The sequence below is a fragment of the Flavobacterium hauense genome (genome assembly GCF_054457175.1).
This window is the reverse complement of the sequence record NZ_JBTKVX010000010.1, coordinates 103,628-120,907: the sequence shown is the minus strand read 5'-3', so window position 1 is coordinate 120,907 and position 17,280 is coordinate 103,628. Positions and strand designations below refer to the sequence as shown.

The following is a 17,280-nucleotide window of genomic DNA, read 5'->3' as shown; positions in this document are numbered from 1 at the left end:
AATATATTAAATGTATGCAATATCACGACCTACTATATATCGTTGAAATACTATCAATTTACCGTATATCGTAACCTGATATAAATAATATCGCTGAAATACAGTATTTCCGGTATAGGCATAACTCTTGCAAACAATATAATTTGTTTTCTTGTCCCAGTTCAATGTACAGGCCTGTGATGAAGAGTAATTTTACACTATCAAATTAAAACATATATATCATGGAAAATACAATTTTAGGCATACACCACATAACAGCTATTGCAGGTGATGCAAAAAGGAACTTCAATTTTTACGCTAACATTTTAGGTTTACGCTTCATTAAAAAAACGGTAAACTTTGACGACCCGGGAACCTACCATTTTTACTTTGGTGACGAAGTTGGAAGCGCCGGAACAATCCTGACTTTCTTCCCATGGGGCGAAGGCATACCGCAAGGCAGGAGAGGTTCAGGTATGGCAACTGAAATTGGTTACTCAGTACCAAAAGGGAGCCTTGAATGGTGGATAGAGCGTTTTGAGAAATACAATGTGATCTACAACAAACCGGCTGTGAAATTTGGCGAAAGGTATTTGACCTTCCTTGACCCGGACGGATTGAAACTGGAACTTATAGAACAGGAGGCTGATGACCGCAAACCATGGGAAACCGATGAAGTTAAAGCAGCACATGCAACAAGAGGTTTCCATAATGTAACCATTACGCTGAACAATATTAAAGGTACAGCAGGTGTATTGACCGACATATTTGGTTACAAACTGGTATCTCAGGAGTCAAACCGTTATCGTTATGCTACCGATGCCGTAGATCAGGCTGCAATTGTAGACCTGGTTGAGCTTCCCTCTGAAAAGCTTGGGCATGTTGCTAATGGTTCAGTGCATCATGTGGCCTTCAGGGTTAAAAACGATGAGATACTGATGCATTTCCGTGAAAAAGTTGCCGCAGCAGGACTTAGCATAACTCCACAGATAGACAGGCAGTATTTCCACTCACTGTATTTCAGGGAACCGGGAGGAGTATTGTTTGAAATTGCAACTGACAATCCCGGCTTTACTGTAGACGAAGCGCTTGAAGACCTTGGTAAAGGGCTTAAACTGCCTCCGCAATATGAGTCTCGCAGGGAAGATATCGAAGCACATTTAGTACCTGTTAATTAATTTAATATCAAACAATATGGATTTTCAGCCATTAATATATATATACAAAGCATCGGGTAATCCCGATGCTTATACCCTACTGCTGCTTCACGGCACAGGGGGCAATGAAAACGACCTTTTACCGCTTGCTACAAATTTTGGCACTGCCTATAACCTACTTAGCGTACGCGGTAATGTAAGCGAAAACGGCATGCCCCGTTTCTTTAAACGTTTAGGCATGGGTGTGTTTGATGAAAAGGATCTTGATTTCCGAACTGATGAGCTTGTGGCTTTTATAAAAGCTGCTGCCGTTCAGGAAGGCTTTGATGGTACTAAGGTTATTGCCCTTGGGTACTCTAACGGAGCCAATATTGCAGGAGCAACGCTGGTAAAATATCCCGACTTTTTGGCCGGAGCGATATTGTATCGTCCTATGCAACCCTTTACTGATATCGAAGATGCGGCCAAAGCACAACAATGCAAACCGGTATTTTTCAGTTCAGGTAAGGCCGACCCTACCATCCCACAGTTTGCAACACCAAAATATGTGCAGCTGTTGAAAGACAGGGGATATAAGGTAGATTTTCACGACCTGCCAACAGGCCATAACCTGACCATGGACGATGTAAAGCTGTCTGCCGAATGGTTAACCTCAAATTTCTGATAATGGAATCGTTTGCAGTGACACGCATCTATGCCGATGCCAATGGCGACAGCCATTTTGAAGATATCAGCATCCCGTTGAATGACGGTGGCGAGATCGGTTTCCTGTCAGAAGCGCAAAAAGCAGGCAACATTATTTTCAGGAAAGTAATCGAACAATATGATTATGATTTTCATAATGCCCCAGCCCGACAGTACATACTGCTTATGGATGGTGTAATAGAGATTGAAACTTCCCTGGGCGATAAGCGAACCTTCAGTGCAGGAAAAGTGCTTTTGGTCGAAGACACCACGGGTAAAGGACATAAAACAAAGAATGTTACCGATGCAGTTAGATCATCGGTATTTGTAACATTATAATTTTTGGTTGGTAGTTTGGTTTTTTTAAGAAGGGCTGTGATGAGCAGCCCTTTCTCATTATTCCCTGATAACAATTCTTACACCGGGCATCCTTTGCAATCAGCTATAAAATTATTAACTTTAACAGATTCTTAAAAACGTATATCATGTCAAACATTGGCCAAATAATAGAAGAACGTCCCAGCGATATTGGCAACTTTCTTGTCGGGAGATTACTGCCTTTCCGTGAGAGGAGAACCGTGGGGCCTTTTGCATTTATAGACCACATGGGGCCAGTTACCCTAAGCGAGCGCGAGAATATGGATGTAGGCCCACATCCGCACATTGGCCTCTCGACCTTAACATACCTTTTTGAAGGCAGCATCATGCACCGCGACAGTCTGGGCATCGAAGTTGAGATAAAACCGGGGCAGGTTAACTGGATGACTGCAGGAAAAGGAATAGTGCATTCAGAACGCACGCCGGAATACCTTCGCCATTCGGATAAATCACTGCACGGCCTACAGATATGGGTAGCATTACCAAAACACCTTGAGCAAATGGAACCTTCCTTTGCCCATATCGAAGAAGACGGCATGCCGGTATGGAATATTGGCAATGTAAAAGCAAAGCTTATTGCCGGTGAGGCTTTTGGTAAAAAATCGGAAGTTCCCGTATACAGCCCGCTGTATTTTCTGGAACTGAAGAGCACCACTAAAGAAAAACTGCAGATAGGCAAAGACCTGTATGGCGAAAGCGGCCTTTATATATTGGAAGGAAGTATAGAGAGCGAAGGCAATACTTTTGAACCAAAACAGCTTTTGGTTGCCAAAGATGCTTCGCTTTGCGAATTTACAATGAACGAGAATACCACGGTTTACATTTTTGGGGGGGAAGCATTCCCTGAACCAAGGCACATCTACTGGAATTTTGTAGCAACCAGTACTGAACTTATTGAAGACGCTAAACAACGATGGACAGACCAGACCTTCCCTAAAATTCCGGGAGAAACAGGCTTTGTGCCACTACCTCCGCAAAATCCAAATTTTAATATCAAAAAATAACCAATATCACAATGGAAATAAAACGATTTGACGATGGCAAAAAAGGCCATTTCAGTGCCAAAGAAGGCGATGTAAAAGCAGGATTAATGACTTATGTATGGGCAGGAGAAAACACCTTCATCATAGAGCATACTGAAGGTAACCCTGAATTTAAAGGCATAGGCCGAAAACTTCTTGATGAGGCTGTAGCTTTTGCAAGAGAAAACAACAAAAAGATAATTCCGCTTTGTCCTTTTGCTAAAAAGATGTTCGACAAAACTCCCGAAATACACGACGTACTTTCTAAATAAAGCACTTAAATTTACTATAATTCAAAAAATCATCAGGCTGATTTGCTTACCTTTAAGCAAACCACAACCTGATGATTTTTTTAGTGCTAATAAATACCGCAATCTTTATCATGCTGTCTTTTGTACATGTCTATTGGGCATTGAATGGTAGCCTGGGTAAAAATGGTGTTGTCCCAACCCAAAATGATGGCAAAGTCCTCTTTGAACCCGGTATTATGGGTACTTTTATAGTCGCTGCAATACTTGGCATTTTTGCATTCATTACCGCAGGCGATTTGGGTATTTATGAAGCATATCTTTCAGCAGGCTTCATTAAATATGCAACACTTGCTATCGGTATACTATTTCTGCTGAGAGCCATGGGCGATTTTAAGTATGTCGGCTTTTTCAAAAGCATAAAAGGGACACTATTCGCCAAGAACGACAGCCGTTATTTTTCTCCGCTTTGCTTATATCTTGGATTGAGCAGTGTTGTAATAGCGTTAATTCAATAAAAAAGGGCAACCGAAACGATTGCCCTTCTTAAAGGAAAACAGATATAACCTTAAATGATCTTTCCTTTAATTTATTTCATTGATGCCATATCAATTACAAAACGATATTTTACATCGCTTCTGTTCATTCTTTCATACGCCTCATTGATATAATCCATATCGATGATTTCAACGTCAGACGTGATATTGTGTTCAGCACAGTAGTCAAGCATTTCCTGCGTCTCTTTGATACCTCCTATAAGGCTTCCCATGATGCTTCTTCGCTTCATGATCATAGAGAAAGCATTAAGCGGCTCACCTGCCGGTGGCACACCTACAATTACCATAGTACCGTTTTTGTTCAGCATGTTAAGGTAGGTATTATAATCATGCTTAGCCGATACCGTATTGATGATCACATCAAAGGTATTTGCCAGTGAAGCTACAGTAGCAGGATTGGTAGTCAGGGCAAAATGATGTGCTCCCAACGATTTAGCATCGGCCTCTTTAGATGGCGATGTGCTCAGCATGGTAACCTCAGCACCAAAAGATGCTGCAAATTTAACCGCCATGTGGCCCAATCCACCAAGGCCAAGTACAGCTACTTTATGCCCTTTACCTACTTTAAGGTAACGTAACGGAGAGTAAGTAGTGATACCTGCACAAAGCAATGGCGCTACTCCTTTAATATCCAGTTTTTCTGACACGTGTAGTACATAATCCTGATCTACTGTAATAGTTGTTGAGTAACCTCCATAAGTAGGGATGTTAGTCCCGCGCTCATAGCTGTTATAAGTACCTGTCATTCCTTCTTCGCAGAATTGCTCTTCACCCTCTTTACAGCTTGCACAAGTACGGCAAGAGTCAACAAAACAACCTACACCGGCCAGTTCGCCTTCAGAGAATTTAGTTACATTCTCTCCTTTTTTGATGATCCTTCCCACGATTTCATGCCCCGGAACCAGTGGGTATATTGCAGGACTCCAGTCACCTTTGGCAGTATGGATATCAGAGTGGCAAACACCACTGTATAATATCTCTATCTGTACCTGGTTAGGCCCTACTTCCTGACGTTCAAATTCAAAAGACTTAAGAGGCGTTTCCGCATCATAAGCTGCAAAAGCTTTTACCTGAATCATAGTTTGTTGTTTTTTGGTTATTATATTTTAGTTTTTGATCAAATGTTTCAATTTTTCGGCCAGTTCACGGCGATAAGTAATTCCTATCGGGATAGGATTGCGCTTTATCACCACGTGATCTTTCATCACTTCATCTACCTTGTCAAGTGCAATGATATACGATTTATGCGCCCTCATAAACTGCGATGATGGCAGCATCCTTTCAAGGTCGTTAGTGGTTATCGTAGCAAGGTAATTTCGCTTTTGGGTAATTATCTTTACATAGTTGCCATAACTCTGGGCATACAATATGCCATTCAGTTCAATTGGGATTGTATCGCTGTCTACTTTTACATTAATGCTTCCGGTTACTTCCTCTGCCTTTTCGGGCTCAGGTACATTTCCTTCGAGTTCAAAAAAACGATCGATGGCTTTTTCAAAACGTGGGTAATAGATAGGCTTTAGCAGATAATCTAGTACGCCATACTCATAGCTCTCGAGTGCAAACTCGCTATAGGCAGTGGTTAATATGGTACGGGGTGGTTTTACCAGTTTTTGGAGCATTTCAATACCCGATATTTCAGGCATGTCAATATCAAGAAACATAAGATCAACCGTATTACTCTCGAGATATTCCATAGCCTCTACCCCATTATATCCCTGAAAAACAAGTTCCAGTAACGGATTTTGGCTGATGTAGTTAGCCAGCACATAATGCGCGGCAGGCTCATCGTCTATTATTATACATTTTTTAACTGACTGGCTCATACCTCTTTAGCTGTAATTGTAAATTTACGGTATAAATATCGGTTTCCTGTATGTCCAGCGAATAATTACCACCATACAGCAGTCTTAATCGTTCTGAAGTGTTCTTGATACCAATCTTTGTAGACACCACTTCGGTCTTCTTCTCCGGTAGTGAGTTCCTTACTACCATTTCAAGTTTTCCATCGGTTACGGTAATATCCACATCCACAAAGCATTTTTCTATGGTGCAGGTGCCGTGCTTAAAGGCGTTCTCAATAAAACAGATAAGCAGCATTGGCGGTATCTTATAGGCATTGGCATCATCGATCTCACTATTGAAACTGATATTGCAGCGATAGCCTACACGCTCTTTCTCAAGTTCTATATAACTGCTGATGAAATTTATCTCATCTTCAAGCGCTACACATTGCCTTTCGTTGCTTTCCAGTTGGTAACGCATCAGTTGCGATACATGCATGATGAGCTCCGGTGTGCGTTGCGGATACTGAAGGCTGATACCATACAGCGTATTAAAGGTGTTGAACAAAAAGTGAGGATTAAGCTGCTCTCTCAATGAGTTAAGCTGTGCCTGATTGTACAATATCTTTTCCTGATCAAGCTTCTTGCGGTCTCGGTAAAACTGCAATATCATGTGTACCGATAGTATACAGATAAGCGTTGCCACCAGTGTCGCCGCCTGAAAAAGATAGCTCTTCTGCTCCGATGATTTATACAGGAAACAGTTCTTGTATATCCATAGTGTTGCTACCTCATACATGATTATTGAAAAGACAAAAACCAATAGTGCTGTAAGCAGAAAATACAACAAAACCTTGTGCTTTTTTAGTAAAAAAGGCAAAAGCAAAAAGCGGTTGAGCTGTGCGTGTCCATAAAGCATAAGGAAATACATGCAACCCGACCAGATGCCGCGCCATGACTTGATGAGTATCCAGTCGTTAAGGGTAAAAAGAATGAAAGAGAATGCCAGTATAAAAAACTCCTGCGACCATTTATTCTCAATTACATTCCTGAAAATTTTATTCATGCCATTACATTTCTTACTGCAAAGTAACTACATAAATGCATAACTGTAACAATTTGTATGACCAATTCAATTCATCATTAATTATCGGCTTCGCCCAAAACCCCAATGTACATTTGCCAATAATTTCCAAAAAACACCATTAATCACTTACTACAATGTATTCACCAAAATTAATGTTAATCCTGCTTCTTGCCTCTTTTAGCGGTTTTAGCCAGACAAGGCTTTCCCTGAAAGATGCAGTAGACAAAGGCATTGCCAACTACGGCCTCGTAAAGGCCAAAGAAAGCTATGCTAAAGCAGCGCAGGAAACTGTAAAACAGGCCAGACGTGATTACCTGCCTAACCTTAACCTTTCGGCTCAGCAGGATTACGGTACGGTAAACGGACAGAATGGCCCGCTTTATGGTCTTGGCGGACTTGCCGTTGCTTCATCTGGGCTTCCGTTGCCGGAACAAAACTGGAATGCAGCCTTCGGGGCGCTGTACCTGGTAAACATGAACTGGGATTTCTTCACATTCGGGAGAATGCAGCAGCGCATCAACATTGCCAAAGCCGATGCCAACAGGCAACAAAAGGACTTTGAGCAGGAACAATTCCAACAAAAAGTAAAAATTGCCGGAGCTTACCTTAACCTGTTAGCGAGCCAGCGATTGGAACGTTCGCAGATCAAGAATCTTGAACGCTCTGAGGTTGTGCATAAAAATGCCGCTATCAGGGTGAGAAACGGGCTCCTTGCAGGTGTAGATTCTACACTGGCTTCCGCCGAAGTATCAAGGGCTAAGATCGCCCTGAACCAAATTAAGGAACAGGTAAAGCTGCAAAACAACAGACTGGTAGAGCTTATGGGTATTGAACCTGCAGATTTTATCGCCGATACCACTTTTGTGGCATCAATTCCTAAAGCAACCATTACAGGTACAAATCAGGCAGACAGCCTAAACAATCCTGTACGCCAGTTCTATAAAAGCAGGATTGAACTCAGCGATTCACAATTAGGTCTATATAAAAGGGAATACTATCCAACGTTTAACATGTTTGGTGTATTACAGACAAGGGGCTCAGGTTTTAGCAGCACCTACGCTTCAGACCAGACTGCCTATACCCGTAATTATTTTGATGGCGTAGACCCTACCCGCCAAAACTATCTGTTAGGAGTAGGTATGACCTGGAACCTGACTTCCATTGCGCGTTCATCTAAAAAAGTGAGTGCACAGAAACTTATCTCTCAGGGACTACAGGATGAATACCAGGCCGTAGATCTTCAGCTTAAAGCACAGGAAGATGCCGCTAATGTCCGTATGGATTATGCTATGCAAAACTTTACTGAAGCACCAAAACAGGTTAAAGCAGCACAGCAGGCTTACCTGCAGCGCACTACCCTGTACAATAATGGCCTTACCAATCTGGTTGATGTAACGCAGGCACTTTATACGCTCAATCGTGCCGAGACCGACCGTGATATCATTTATACCAATGTATGGCAGGCATTGCTGATGAAATCAGCTGCTACAGGCGACTTCAACCTTTTTATCAACGAATTTTAATATCTATTAAATAATGAATTTAATACGTTTTGCACTCCGCAAGCCTATCTCCATACTGGTACTGGTAGCCGGACTGTTCTTTTTCGGCATCGGGGCAGTAAAGGACGTTAAGGTAGATATCCTGCCTAAAATGAACCTGCCTGTTATCTACCTTGCCCACCCTTTTGGCGGTTACACACCCGACCAGATGGAATCGTATTTTGCCAAGAACTACATCAACATCATGCTATTTGCCAATGGTGTGAAATCGATAGAAACAAAAAACATACAGGGCCTTACCCTGATGAAGGTTACCTACTACGAAGATACTAACATGGCACAGGCAGCAGCCGAGCTGAGTGCCCTGTCTAACAGGATTCAGGCAGCTTTCCCTCCGGGGTCACAGCCACCGTTCGTTATCCGTTTTGATGCTTCTTCCCTTCCGGTAGGACAATTGGTACTGAGCAGTAAAACACGTACCAATAATGAACTTCAGGATTTAGCTAACGTATATGTACGTGCGTCATTTACCTCGATACCGGGATTATTGTCGCCTCCTCCATTTGGCGGAAGCCCAAGGACCATAGAGATAAATGTTGACCCGGCACAGCTTCGCTCGCACAACCTTACCCCGGATCAGATTGTAGAAGCGATAAGGATTAACAACCAGACAGCCCCATCAGGTAACGTAAGGATAGGCGATAAAAACTACCTTACACCAACCAACAACACCATAAAAGAAATCAAGGATTTTGAGAAGATCCCTTTATTCAAAGGCGGCGTTCAGAATCTTTCCTTAGGTGATGTAGCCACAGTAAGAGACGGTGCCGATATTACCAACGGTTATGCTCTCATTAATGGGAAGCGTTCGGTATATGTGAGTATAGCCAAAGCCGGCGATGCCTCAACTTGGGAAGTTGTAAAAAACCTTAAGGAAAACCTTCCGAAAATACAGAGCACACTGCCTGAAGATGTAAAGATATCATACGAATTTGACCAGTCGGTTTATGTAATTAACTCGGTAAAAAGTCTTATCACCGAAGGTATCATCGGAGCGGTGTTAACCGGACTGATGGTTATCCTTTTCCTTGGTGACAAAAGAGCAGCGCTCATTGTTATCCTTACAATACCAATCTCTATTATATCAGGTGTATTGTTCCTTAAATTATTCGGACAGACAATCAACCTGATGTCACTGAGCGGACTGGCACTGGCTATTGGTATACTTGTAGATGAGAGTACCGTAACCATCGAAAATATTCACCAGCATCTCGACATGGGCAAACCCAAGGCCCTCGCGATATGGGATGCGTGTAAAGAGATCGCGTTGCCAAAACTATTGATATTATTGTGTATCATTGCGGTATTTGCACCTGCATTTACCATGAAAGGCATACCGGGAGCATTATTCTTACCGTTGGCACTAGCCATAGGATTCTCCATGGTGATATCCTTCCTGCTTTCGCAGACGTTCGTTCCTGTAATGGCCAACTGGCTGATGAAATCAGGCGGACATGGTAAAGCCCACGCAACACATGACAAACAGGCTTTTGCCGACAGGGAAGATTTTGATGATGATGGCAAACTGAGCCGTTTTGAGCGCTTCAGGCTTCGTTTTATGAAACTGATAGACCGACTGATGCCAAAACGTAAATTTGTGTCTCTGGCCTATCTCTTGGGTATTTCAGCAATAGCTGTACTGATGCTGAACGTTATTGGTCAGGATGTGTTCCCTAAGGTGAACTCAAGCCAGTTCCAGGTAAGAATGCGTCTTGCTGATGGTACACGTATTGAACGCACCGAAGAAAAAGCACAGGCCGTATTAAAAGAGATTGAAACAATGGTAGGAAAAGAGCATATAGGTATATCTTCGGTATATGTGGGTACTCACCCATCGTTGTTCTCTGTTTCTCCTATTTACCTGTTCATGGCAGGACCGCATGAAGCTGTATTCCAGATTGCCCTTAAAGATTATCATAATGGCGATATGGACAGTTTTAAAGATGAGCTTAGGGCAAGGATCAAAAAAAATGTTCCGGGAGCATCAATATCTTTTGAGCCTATAGAGCTTACCGATAAAGTACTGAGCCAGGGGTCGCCTACTCCTGTAGAGATCAGGATTGCCGGCAAGAACAAAAAGCTCAATGAAGAGTATGCGAACAAAATCATTGCGGGGCTGAAACAAAAAGACTATTTCAGGGATGTACAGATAGCACAGCCTATCCACTACCCTGCGCTGGATATAAACATTGACCGTACAAGAGCTGCACAGTTAGGCGTAGATATGAATGATGTTTCGCGTTCACTGATAGCCTCTACATCATCATCCCGTTATACCGAAAAGAATACGTGGATCGACGAGAAAGCTGGATTATCTTATAACGTACAGGTTCAGGTACCACTGAATAACATGATGACCAAAAACGACATTAATGAGATTCCGCTATTGAAGAACTCAGTAAGGCCAGTACTTGGCGATGTGGCTACAATTACACAGTCTGAAACCCACGGCGAAAACGACAACCTTGGAGCCATGCCATACATATCGGTAACGGCAAACATAGACCATACCGACCTTGGTACTGCCACAAAAGACGTAAACAATGTAATTACGGGCCTTGGCGAACTGCCACGAGGATTATTTATTGAGCCGATAGGACTTAGTAAAGTATTGGTAGAAACCATGAAAAGCCTGCAGTCAGGATTACTGATAGCTGTAGTGGTTATCTTCCTGATGCTTGCTGCCAACTTCCAGTCGTTCAGGGTATCGTTAGTGGTACTTACCACTGTACCTGCCGTAGTACTTGGCGCATTGCTGATGCTGTTGGCAACAGGCTCTACGCTTAACCTACAATCGTATATGGGAATCATCATGTCGGTTGGGGTATCCATTGCCAATGCCGTACTGCTTATTACCAATGCCGAACAATTACGAAGAAAGAATGGTAATGCACTGCAATCAGCAAGGGAAGCTGCATCGCTCCGTCTTCGCCCTATCATTATGACCTCGGTTGCGATGATCGCGGGTATGCTGCCAATGGCCATAGGCCACGGTGAAGCCGGAGAGCAGGTATCGCCGCTGGGAAGAGCTGTTATCGGAGGGTTATTGTTTTCCACCTTTGCCGTACTGATCATCCTTCCGTTAATTTTTGCATGGGCACAGGGCAATGCCACTACTCAGTCGGTTTCCCTTGATCCCGAAGATGAAGAAAGTAAATTTTATGTACCTACTATAGAACACCAATAAAATGAAAAAGACATTAATAATACCATCGGCTCTTCTTCTATCCGCATTGCTACTCAACAGTTGCGGCGAAGAAAAAAAGGAAGCTATCCCTTTTGATGCTGCTCCCGTAATAGAAACATTTGACCTTAAAAAAGAAAAATTATCATCAGAGATTCGCCTTCCGGCAGAACTGTCAGGTTTCCGCCAGGTAGACCTGTATGCTAAAGTAGCCAGCTATGTAAAGGAACTTAAAGTAGACATTGGCTCTCAGGTTACCGAAGGACAAGTTTTGATACAGCTTGAAGCACCTGAGATAAGCTCACAGCTTGCGGCCGCACAATCAAGGCTGCATTCGCTTGAAGCGGTTTATACAGGCAGCAATGCCAACTATAACCGTTTCCTTGAAACCAGTAAAGTTGAAGGCACCATCTCTAAAAATGATCTTGACCAGGCACTGGCACGCAAAAGCTCTGACTATGCGCAATTGCAGGCTGCAAGAGCAACAGTAAGAGAAATTCAGGTGAACCAAAGTTATCTTCAGATACGAGCGCCTTTTACCGGAATAGTAACAGCACGTAATGTGAATACTGGTGCCTATGTGGGCCCTGCAGGAAAAGGTTCAGACCTTCCGCTGCTTACCGTACAGGACCAAAAGAAACTAAGGCTTGCAGTATCAGTTCCTGAAATCTATACAGGCTACCTTAAAAAAGATGATGAGATCGGATTTAACGTACGCTCACTTCCAAATGATAATTTTAAGGCTAAGATTCAGCGTATGTCGGGTGCACTTGACCTGAGGCTGCGTTCAGAACGTGTAGAGATGGACGTAATAAACAGCGACAGTAAACTGCTTCCGGGCATGGTTGCCGAAGTATTGCTTCCGCTAAAAGCACAGGACAGCACTTTTGTAGTGCCAAAATCGGCAGTTATCGCTACAGCCGAAGGCATATTCGTAATTCGTGTAAAAGACAATAAGACACAGCGCGTACCCGTGAAAAAAGGACGTGAAACAGCCGAAAGCGTTGAAATATTCGGAGAGCTTACTCCTAACGAAAAACTGGTTAAGGCTGCAAGCGAAGAACTTAAAGACGGCACAGATATAAAAGGTTAACCGAGATTTTTCTCCTGGTTATTTTGTTTGGTAGAATCCCCGGAAGCATTGCTCTCCGGGGATTCGTTTTTAAACAGAAAAAGGATAATCTCTTCTGATTATCCTTTTTCCCTCAAATTAATAAACCTTATGCAGTTAGTAATAACTATATGAATTTATATCCAAACCCGAACGTCCATATCTGCTTATTCTTGCTATCATAGCCGTAGTAAGGAGTAATAAACATCCAGCGGTTGTATTCAATTATTGGCGATACTGCCAAACGCGGTACTGCTTTATCATCAGCTATGAACAGCGAAGGAAAAGCACCTACCCCTACTTTAAACTTTTTAGTAAACTTATATTTAAGGCTCGGGCCTCCAACGTTTATGCCCAATACATCGCTGCCGTATGATACAGCCAGTAATCCGTCAAAGCCGGCTTCGACATTTTTAATTGTTTTGGGCACATCTGTTGCAGCAGGAGTTTCCTGTGCATAGGCACCCGGCGTTAACAGGCACGACAGCAACGCTATTTTAAGTATATTCACGCCCATTATTGTTTTATGATTAACAATGACGGAGTATCGTTAAGCCATGGGCTACGTGATTCTACCAGTTTTTTCCAGCTGTCAACGCTAATGATCATAAGATCCTGTCCCTGCAGGAACTCTTTTTCAAGTGTACGCTGACTCAGTAGTTTAATATGATTAGGCACATTGTGCTCAATAATACGGATAGCCTCTTTTATCTGAGGATTATTCTTAACCGAGCCGTCGGCATCAAGAACTGTAACCTGAGATCCCACATTGCTGATAAGCTTTTGTGCATAATCAATAAGGAAACTATCGGCAGCATCAAATATGGAAACAAACACCCTGTCAGTACTTTTAAACTCCTTGTCAACTAAAATCCCCACAGATGCCTCGCTCTTGGAAATAATATGCTGGGTACGTTCATCAAAGGGTGAGTTCTCAAAAAGCTTTTCTTTACCTGTAATGGTATTAACAATACTCTCCGGATTAATTATCCTTGTAGTAAAGCCTAAAATCTTACCTAATAACGTACCTTCAAATATGCTCTGCCCTATTCCGATCAGTACAAGGTCAAATTCACCTTTATTCGCTACAGTTGCAATATCACTGTCAATGTCTGTAGATGCCTTGAACAGTGTTGTTACCTTTTGCCCAAGCTCTTCGGCTTCGGCTAGTACCGGCTTGAAACTTTCTTTTTCGTATTCCTCAAGGTTAAAGGTATGAATCTCACTACTTGGCAATATGTGCATTGCAGTAACCATAGCATTAGAGCGCATTTTTTTCACCAATGAGTTACCAAGCCTAAGCAATGATTTCCCGTTTTCAGGGCTATCAAATGACACTAATATCTTAAACCTGCTTTCCTGGCGTATCTCAGCCGGAATGTAGTTTTTCTTTCTGTTGTAAATATAACCTATCAAATCCAGCGCGGGACCCGTCATAAAGGTTGTTGCAAGTGCCATAATAACCATCATCGAGAATATCTCTGTAGAAAGCACCCCTAGATCGTAACCAATGTTAAGAACGATAAGCTCCATCAGTCCGCGTGTATTCATCAATGCACCAATCGTAAAACTGTCCCGCCAATTCTGCCCGACAAACCTTGCTGTAATTGCACTTCCTGCAAATTTACCTATTACGGCAACTGCAATTATAAGTCCGCATACTTTCCATAAATAGGGATCATCAAGTAATCCGATCTGTGTACGTAATCCTGTAAACACAAAGAATAGTGGTAAAAGCATTACCTGAGAAACGTCTTCAACTTTCTCAATAAAGATACTTCTGAAACGCATGTTATCAGGCATGATGGCACCAGCCATAAATGCTCCGAACAGCGCATGGATACCAATGACCTCTGTTGCATAAGAAGATATCAATAGTGTAAGGAAAAATATTGCTATAACTGGTTTTGCCAGTGTTTCTTTATTGCTGTAGAGATCTCCTATACGCTTAAGGAAAGGTTTTACTACCCAAAGCATCAGGAATACATAAGCAATAGAAAGACCTATAATGTATAATGAACTTACAAATGAGCCCGCTTTTACGATAGCGATAACGGCAGCCAGTATACACCATGCTGTGATATCATCGGCAGCGGCACAGGTAATAACGAGTGCCCCTATTCGGGTACGGTGAAGTCCGCGCTCCTGAACAATACGCGCCAGTACAGGAAAGGCGGTAATACTCATCGCTATACCCAGGAACAATCCGAAAGATGCGAATGCTACTCCGTTTGGTGCGAAATCCTGATAAATGAAATAAGCAAGCATGATCCCCATAGTAAAAGGGATTATTATACTTGCATGACTGATAACCACCGCATCTTTTGCTTTATTTTTAAGTACTGTAAGGTCAAGTTCCATACCTACCACATACATAAACAATATAAGGCCTATCTGACTTAAGAATTGCAGGTTACCCAGTGATTCTTTTGGAAATAATAACGCTGAATATTCAGGAAAGACGGTACCCACTAATGATGGCCCTAAAACAATACCCGCAATCATTTCGCCGATAACGGTTGGCTGCCCTATCTTACGGCATATCCACCCGAAAAGGCGGGCAACGAATATTATTGTGATGATTTGTACCAGTAATAGTGCTAAGGGATGCGTAAGGTTATGAAACAGGGAATCTACAAAATCTCCCCATTGTCCTTTACCCGAAGTTTTATCAACAATGTTTTGTCCGGCCTCAAGGGTTTTACCATTCTTGAGTGCCCAATAAATCAGTGCTGAAAAAAAAGCAATTACCCCTATATAAAAGGCACTTGTTTTAAAGTTTTTCATGTGTGTTTTTGGCTTGTAGTTAATTTGCGGCAAAACTACACAGAAATAAACTCCTAAACAGCACGGGAACAGTTAGCTTACAAAGGTTTTGTAGTAAAAGGGATAAATTATGTAATGAAAACGAGAGATTAGATTTTAGTATTGAGATATTAGATGAAAGATGTGAGATAATAGACAAGAGATGTTAGATGTTTAACCATTCTTCTCAATTCTCAATTCTCAATTCTCAATTCTCAATTCTCAATTCTCAATTCTCAATTCTCAATTCTCAATTCCCTTTCACCTTTTTCATAAAGTCATTACGGTAGATCTCGCTTAAAGGAAAGGTAAAGTTTTTACCATCAGGATAAATGATATCGGCAGTTATCTCATCATGGCTGTAAAACTGCACATGCCTTAGCGCTATGACAGCCTTTTTATTGATACGGCAAAATTCCGCATCCGGGAGCATCTCCAGCAGTTTCTCAAATGAACTATTTTTGACCGTGATCTTTGAGCTGTCATTAAGAAAAAGTATTTTATCGCGACTATCGATCGTAGAAGTAACAATGCAAAATATTTTTGCCGTATTTATAAGTGCTTTTCCTTTATCGGTATTCAGCTGAATCTGTTTGGATGTTTCTTCAGGTTTTGCTATACGTGCAGCAACTTTTTGCACTGCTTGCTTTAGGCGTTCCGGTTTAACCGGTTTAACCACATAATCTACTGCATTCCTGTCAAAAGCATCAACAGCAAAGTTCTTGTAAGCGGTTGTAAAAATAATTGCTTTGCCTTTTATAGCATCTGCCACCTGAAGCCCATTCATTCCCGGCATTTCAATATCGGTAATGAGCAGGTCAAAATCCAGCGATTGCCATTCGTCAAGCAATGCCTGAGGGCTGTTAAAGGCTTTTACAACTTCCAGTTCGTCCATCTGCTCGCACACCATTTTTAAAAATGTAAGTCCGGGCAGCTCATCATCAAGCAGTAAGCATTTGATTTTTGTGTTCAAGCAGGTTTATTTTTAGTTTGGCAATATAAATATCTTCTTCCACATAGCGCTCCAGCTTAAAACAGCCATTATAAATAATCTTAAGGCGCTGTTCCAGTGTTGCAGCACCTATGCCGCTATGTTCTTTTAAAAAAGTCGATTTGGGTGATATCTTATTCGATACCATCATAGAGAACTGATTATCTTTAAACTCAATAACAACCGTTATAAAAGCATCCGGGCTTTGCAGGTCGGCATGCTTAAAAGCATTTTCGATCAGGTCAATAGAAATAAGTGGAGCCAGTATCTTTTCTTCATAAAGGGCATCCATCTCGTCTATCTTCTTTTTAACGTTGATAGAAAACAACGGGCTTATCTTAATCTTATTAATTTCGATAAGGTTGAACGCAAACTCGATCTCTTCCCGCGGACTTACAAAACGGTTCTGGCTTTCATAAAGTATATAATCCAATACATTGGAAAGCTTATCCATCGCAAAATAGGTCTGGTAAGCATGTGATTGTATCGAGTTAAGGATGTTCTTGAATAAATGCGGATTCAGCCTTGCCTCAAGGGTTTGCAATTGCAGAGTATTGGTCTTATTCTCCAGTTCAACAAAGCGGGTCTCCAGTGTTTTCTTAACCTTTTCCGCTTTACGCAACCTTACAATAACCGATATCAATACTATAAATAGTATAGTAATTACAGCTGCAAGTATAATATTTAGTGGAGTCAGCATTTTGACATATTAGTTTTGAAAATTCAGATAA

Annotated in this window: 16 protein-coding genes; 9 read left to right on the top strand and 7 right to left on the bottom strand. The window is 41.9% G+C overall.

Going from position 1 to position 17,280, the window contains the following annotated elements:
* Positions 1-221 precede the first annotated feature (221 nt).
* The 6 genes from ACX0HA_RS09300 (at position 222) to ACX0HA_RS09275 (ending at position 3,986) form a co-directional block, all read left to right on the top strand.
* Positions 222-1,157 carry a ring-cleaving dioxygenase gene (locus ACX0HA_RS09300; protein WP_458844998.1) on the top strand — a complete coding sequence of 312 codons (936 nt, stop codon included), beginning with the start codon at positions 222-224 and terminating at the stop codon, positions 1,155-1,157.
* A 16-nt stretch (positions 1,158-1,173) separates the two neighbouring features.
* Positions 1,174-1,800, top strand: coding sequence for an alpha/beta hydrolase (locus tag ACX0HA_RS09295; protein ID WP_458844997.1), 627 nt, complete (start codon positions 1,174-1,176; stop codon positions 1,798-1,800).
* Between the two features lie 2 nt (positions 1,801-1,802).
* Positions 1,803-2,159: a cupin domain-containing protein gene (locus tag ACX0HA_RS09290; protein WP_458844996.1), complete on the top strand. Its 357-nt coding sequence runs from the start codon at positions 1,803-1,805 to the stop codon at positions 2,157-2,159.
* 146 nt (positions 2,160-2,305) lie between these two features.
* On the top strand, positions 2,306-3,202 hold the full coding sequence (locus ACX0HA_RS09285; RefSeq protein WP_458844995.1) for a pirin family protein: 897 nt from the start codon (positions 2,306-2,308) through the stop codon (positions 3,200-3,202).
* Positions 3,203-3,213: 11 nt separating this feature from the next.
* The gene (locus ACX0HA_RS09280; protein ID WP_458844994.1) at positions 3,214-3,492 is read left to right on the top strand and encodes a GNAT family N-acetyltransferase; all 279 of its coding nucleotides are present in this window, start codon (positions 3,214-3,216) and stop codon (positions 3,490-3,492) included.
* A gap of 71 nt (positions 3,493-3,563) precedes the next feature.
* On the top strand, positions 3,564-3,986 hold the full coding sequence (locus tag ACX0HA_RS09275; protein WP_458844993.1) for a DUF3995 domain-containing protein: 423 nt from the start codon (positions 3,564-3,566) through the stop codon (positions 3,984-3,986).
* A 71-nt stretch (positions 3,987-4,057) separates the two neighbouring features.
* Here the strand turns inward: ACX0HA_RS09275 and ACX0HA_RS09270 are convergent, their stop codons facing one another.
* From ACX0HA_RS09270 to ACX0HA_RS09260, 3 genes are read right to left on the bottom strand one after another with little or no spacing between them, the layout of a single operon-like run.
* Positions 4,058-5,104 (bottom strand): NAD(P)-dependent alcohol dehydrogenase, encoded by a 1,047-nt coding sequence (locus ACX0HA_RS09270; protein ID WP_458844992.1) that lies wholly within the window; start codon positions 5,102-5,104, stop codon positions 4,058-4,060.
* A 27-nt stretch (positions 5,105-5,131) separates the two neighbouring features.
* Positions 5,132-5,851, bottom strand: coding sequence for a LytR/AlgR family response regulator transcription factor (locus tag ACX0HA_RS09265; RefSeq protein ID WP_458844991.1), 720 nt, complete (start codon positions 5,849-5,851; stop codon positions 5,132-5,134).
* On the bottom strand, positions 5,835-6,875 hold the full coding sequence (locus ACX0HA_RS09260) for a sensor histidine kinase (RefSeq protein ID WP_458844990.1): 1,041 nt from the start codon (positions 6,873-6,875) through the stop codon (positions 5,835-5,837). Before ACX0HA_RS09260 ends, ACX0HA_RS09265 begins: the two co-directional genes overlap by 17 nt.
* Positions 6,876-7,048: 173 nt before the next feature.
* On the opposite strand from ACX0HA_RS09260, the gene ACX0HA_RS09255 reads away from it, so the two are divergent.
* The 3 genes from ACX0HA_RS09255 to ACX0HA_RS09245 are packed head-to-tail and all read left to right on the top strand — an operon-like array spanning position 7,049 to position 12,735.
* Positions 7,049-8,419, top strand: a complete 1,371-nt coding sequence (locus tag ACX0HA_RS09255) for a TolC family protein (protein WP_458844989.1) — start codon at positions 7,049-7,051, stop codon at positions 8,417-8,419.
* Positions 8,420-8,432: 13 nt separating this feature from the next.
* Complete coding sequence (locus tag ACX0HA_RS09250; RefSeq protein WP_458844988.1) at positions 8,433-11,645, top strand: efflux RND transporter permease subunit; 3,213 nt, start codon at positions 8,433-8,435, stop codon at positions 11,643-11,645.
* A 1-nt stretch (position 11,646) separates the two neighbouring features.
* Positions 11,647-12,735 (top strand): efflux RND transporter periplasmic adaptor subunit, encoded by a 1,089-nt coding sequence (locus ACX0HA_RS09245; protein ID WP_458844987.1) that lies wholly within the window; start codon positions 11,647-11,649, stop codon positions 12,733-12,735.
* Between the two features lie 145 nt (positions 12,736-12,880).
* Here the strand turns inward: ACX0HA_RS09245 and ACX0HA_RS09240 are convergent, their stop codons facing one another.
* The 4 genes from ACX0HA_RS09240 to ACX0HA_RS09225 all read right to left on the bottom strand — a co-directional run bounded on the left by ACX0HA_RS09240 (position 12,881) and on the right by ACX0HA_RS09225 (position 17,249).
* On the bottom strand, positions 12,881-13,264 hold the full coding sequence (locus tag ACX0HA_RS09240) for a hypothetical protein (protein ID WP_458844986.1): 384 nt from the start codon (positions 13,262-13,264) through the stop codon (positions 12,881-12,883).
* Between the two features lie 5 nt (positions 13,265-13,269).
* Positions 13,270-15,540: a cation:proton antiporter domain-containing protein gene (locus tag ACX0HA_RS09235; protein WP_458844985.1), complete on the bottom strand. Its 2,271-nt coding sequence runs from the start codon at positions 15,538-15,540 to the stop codon at positions 13,270-13,272.
* Between the two features lie 268 nt (positions 15,541-15,808).
* Positions 15,809-16,531, bottom strand: a complete 723-nt coding sequence (locus ACX0HA_RS09230) for a LytR/AlgR family response regulator transcription factor (protein WP_458844984.1) — start codon at positions 16,529-16,531, stop codon at positions 15,809-15,811.
* A complete protein-coding gene (locus ACX0HA_RS09225; protein WP_458844983.1) occupies positions 16,500-17,249 on the bottom strand; it encodes a histidine kinase in 750 nt (249 codons plus the stop codon). Before ACX0HA_RS09225 ends, ACX0HA_RS09230 begins: the two co-directional genes overlap by 32 nt.
* Positions 17,250-17,280 lie beyond the last annotated feature (31 nt).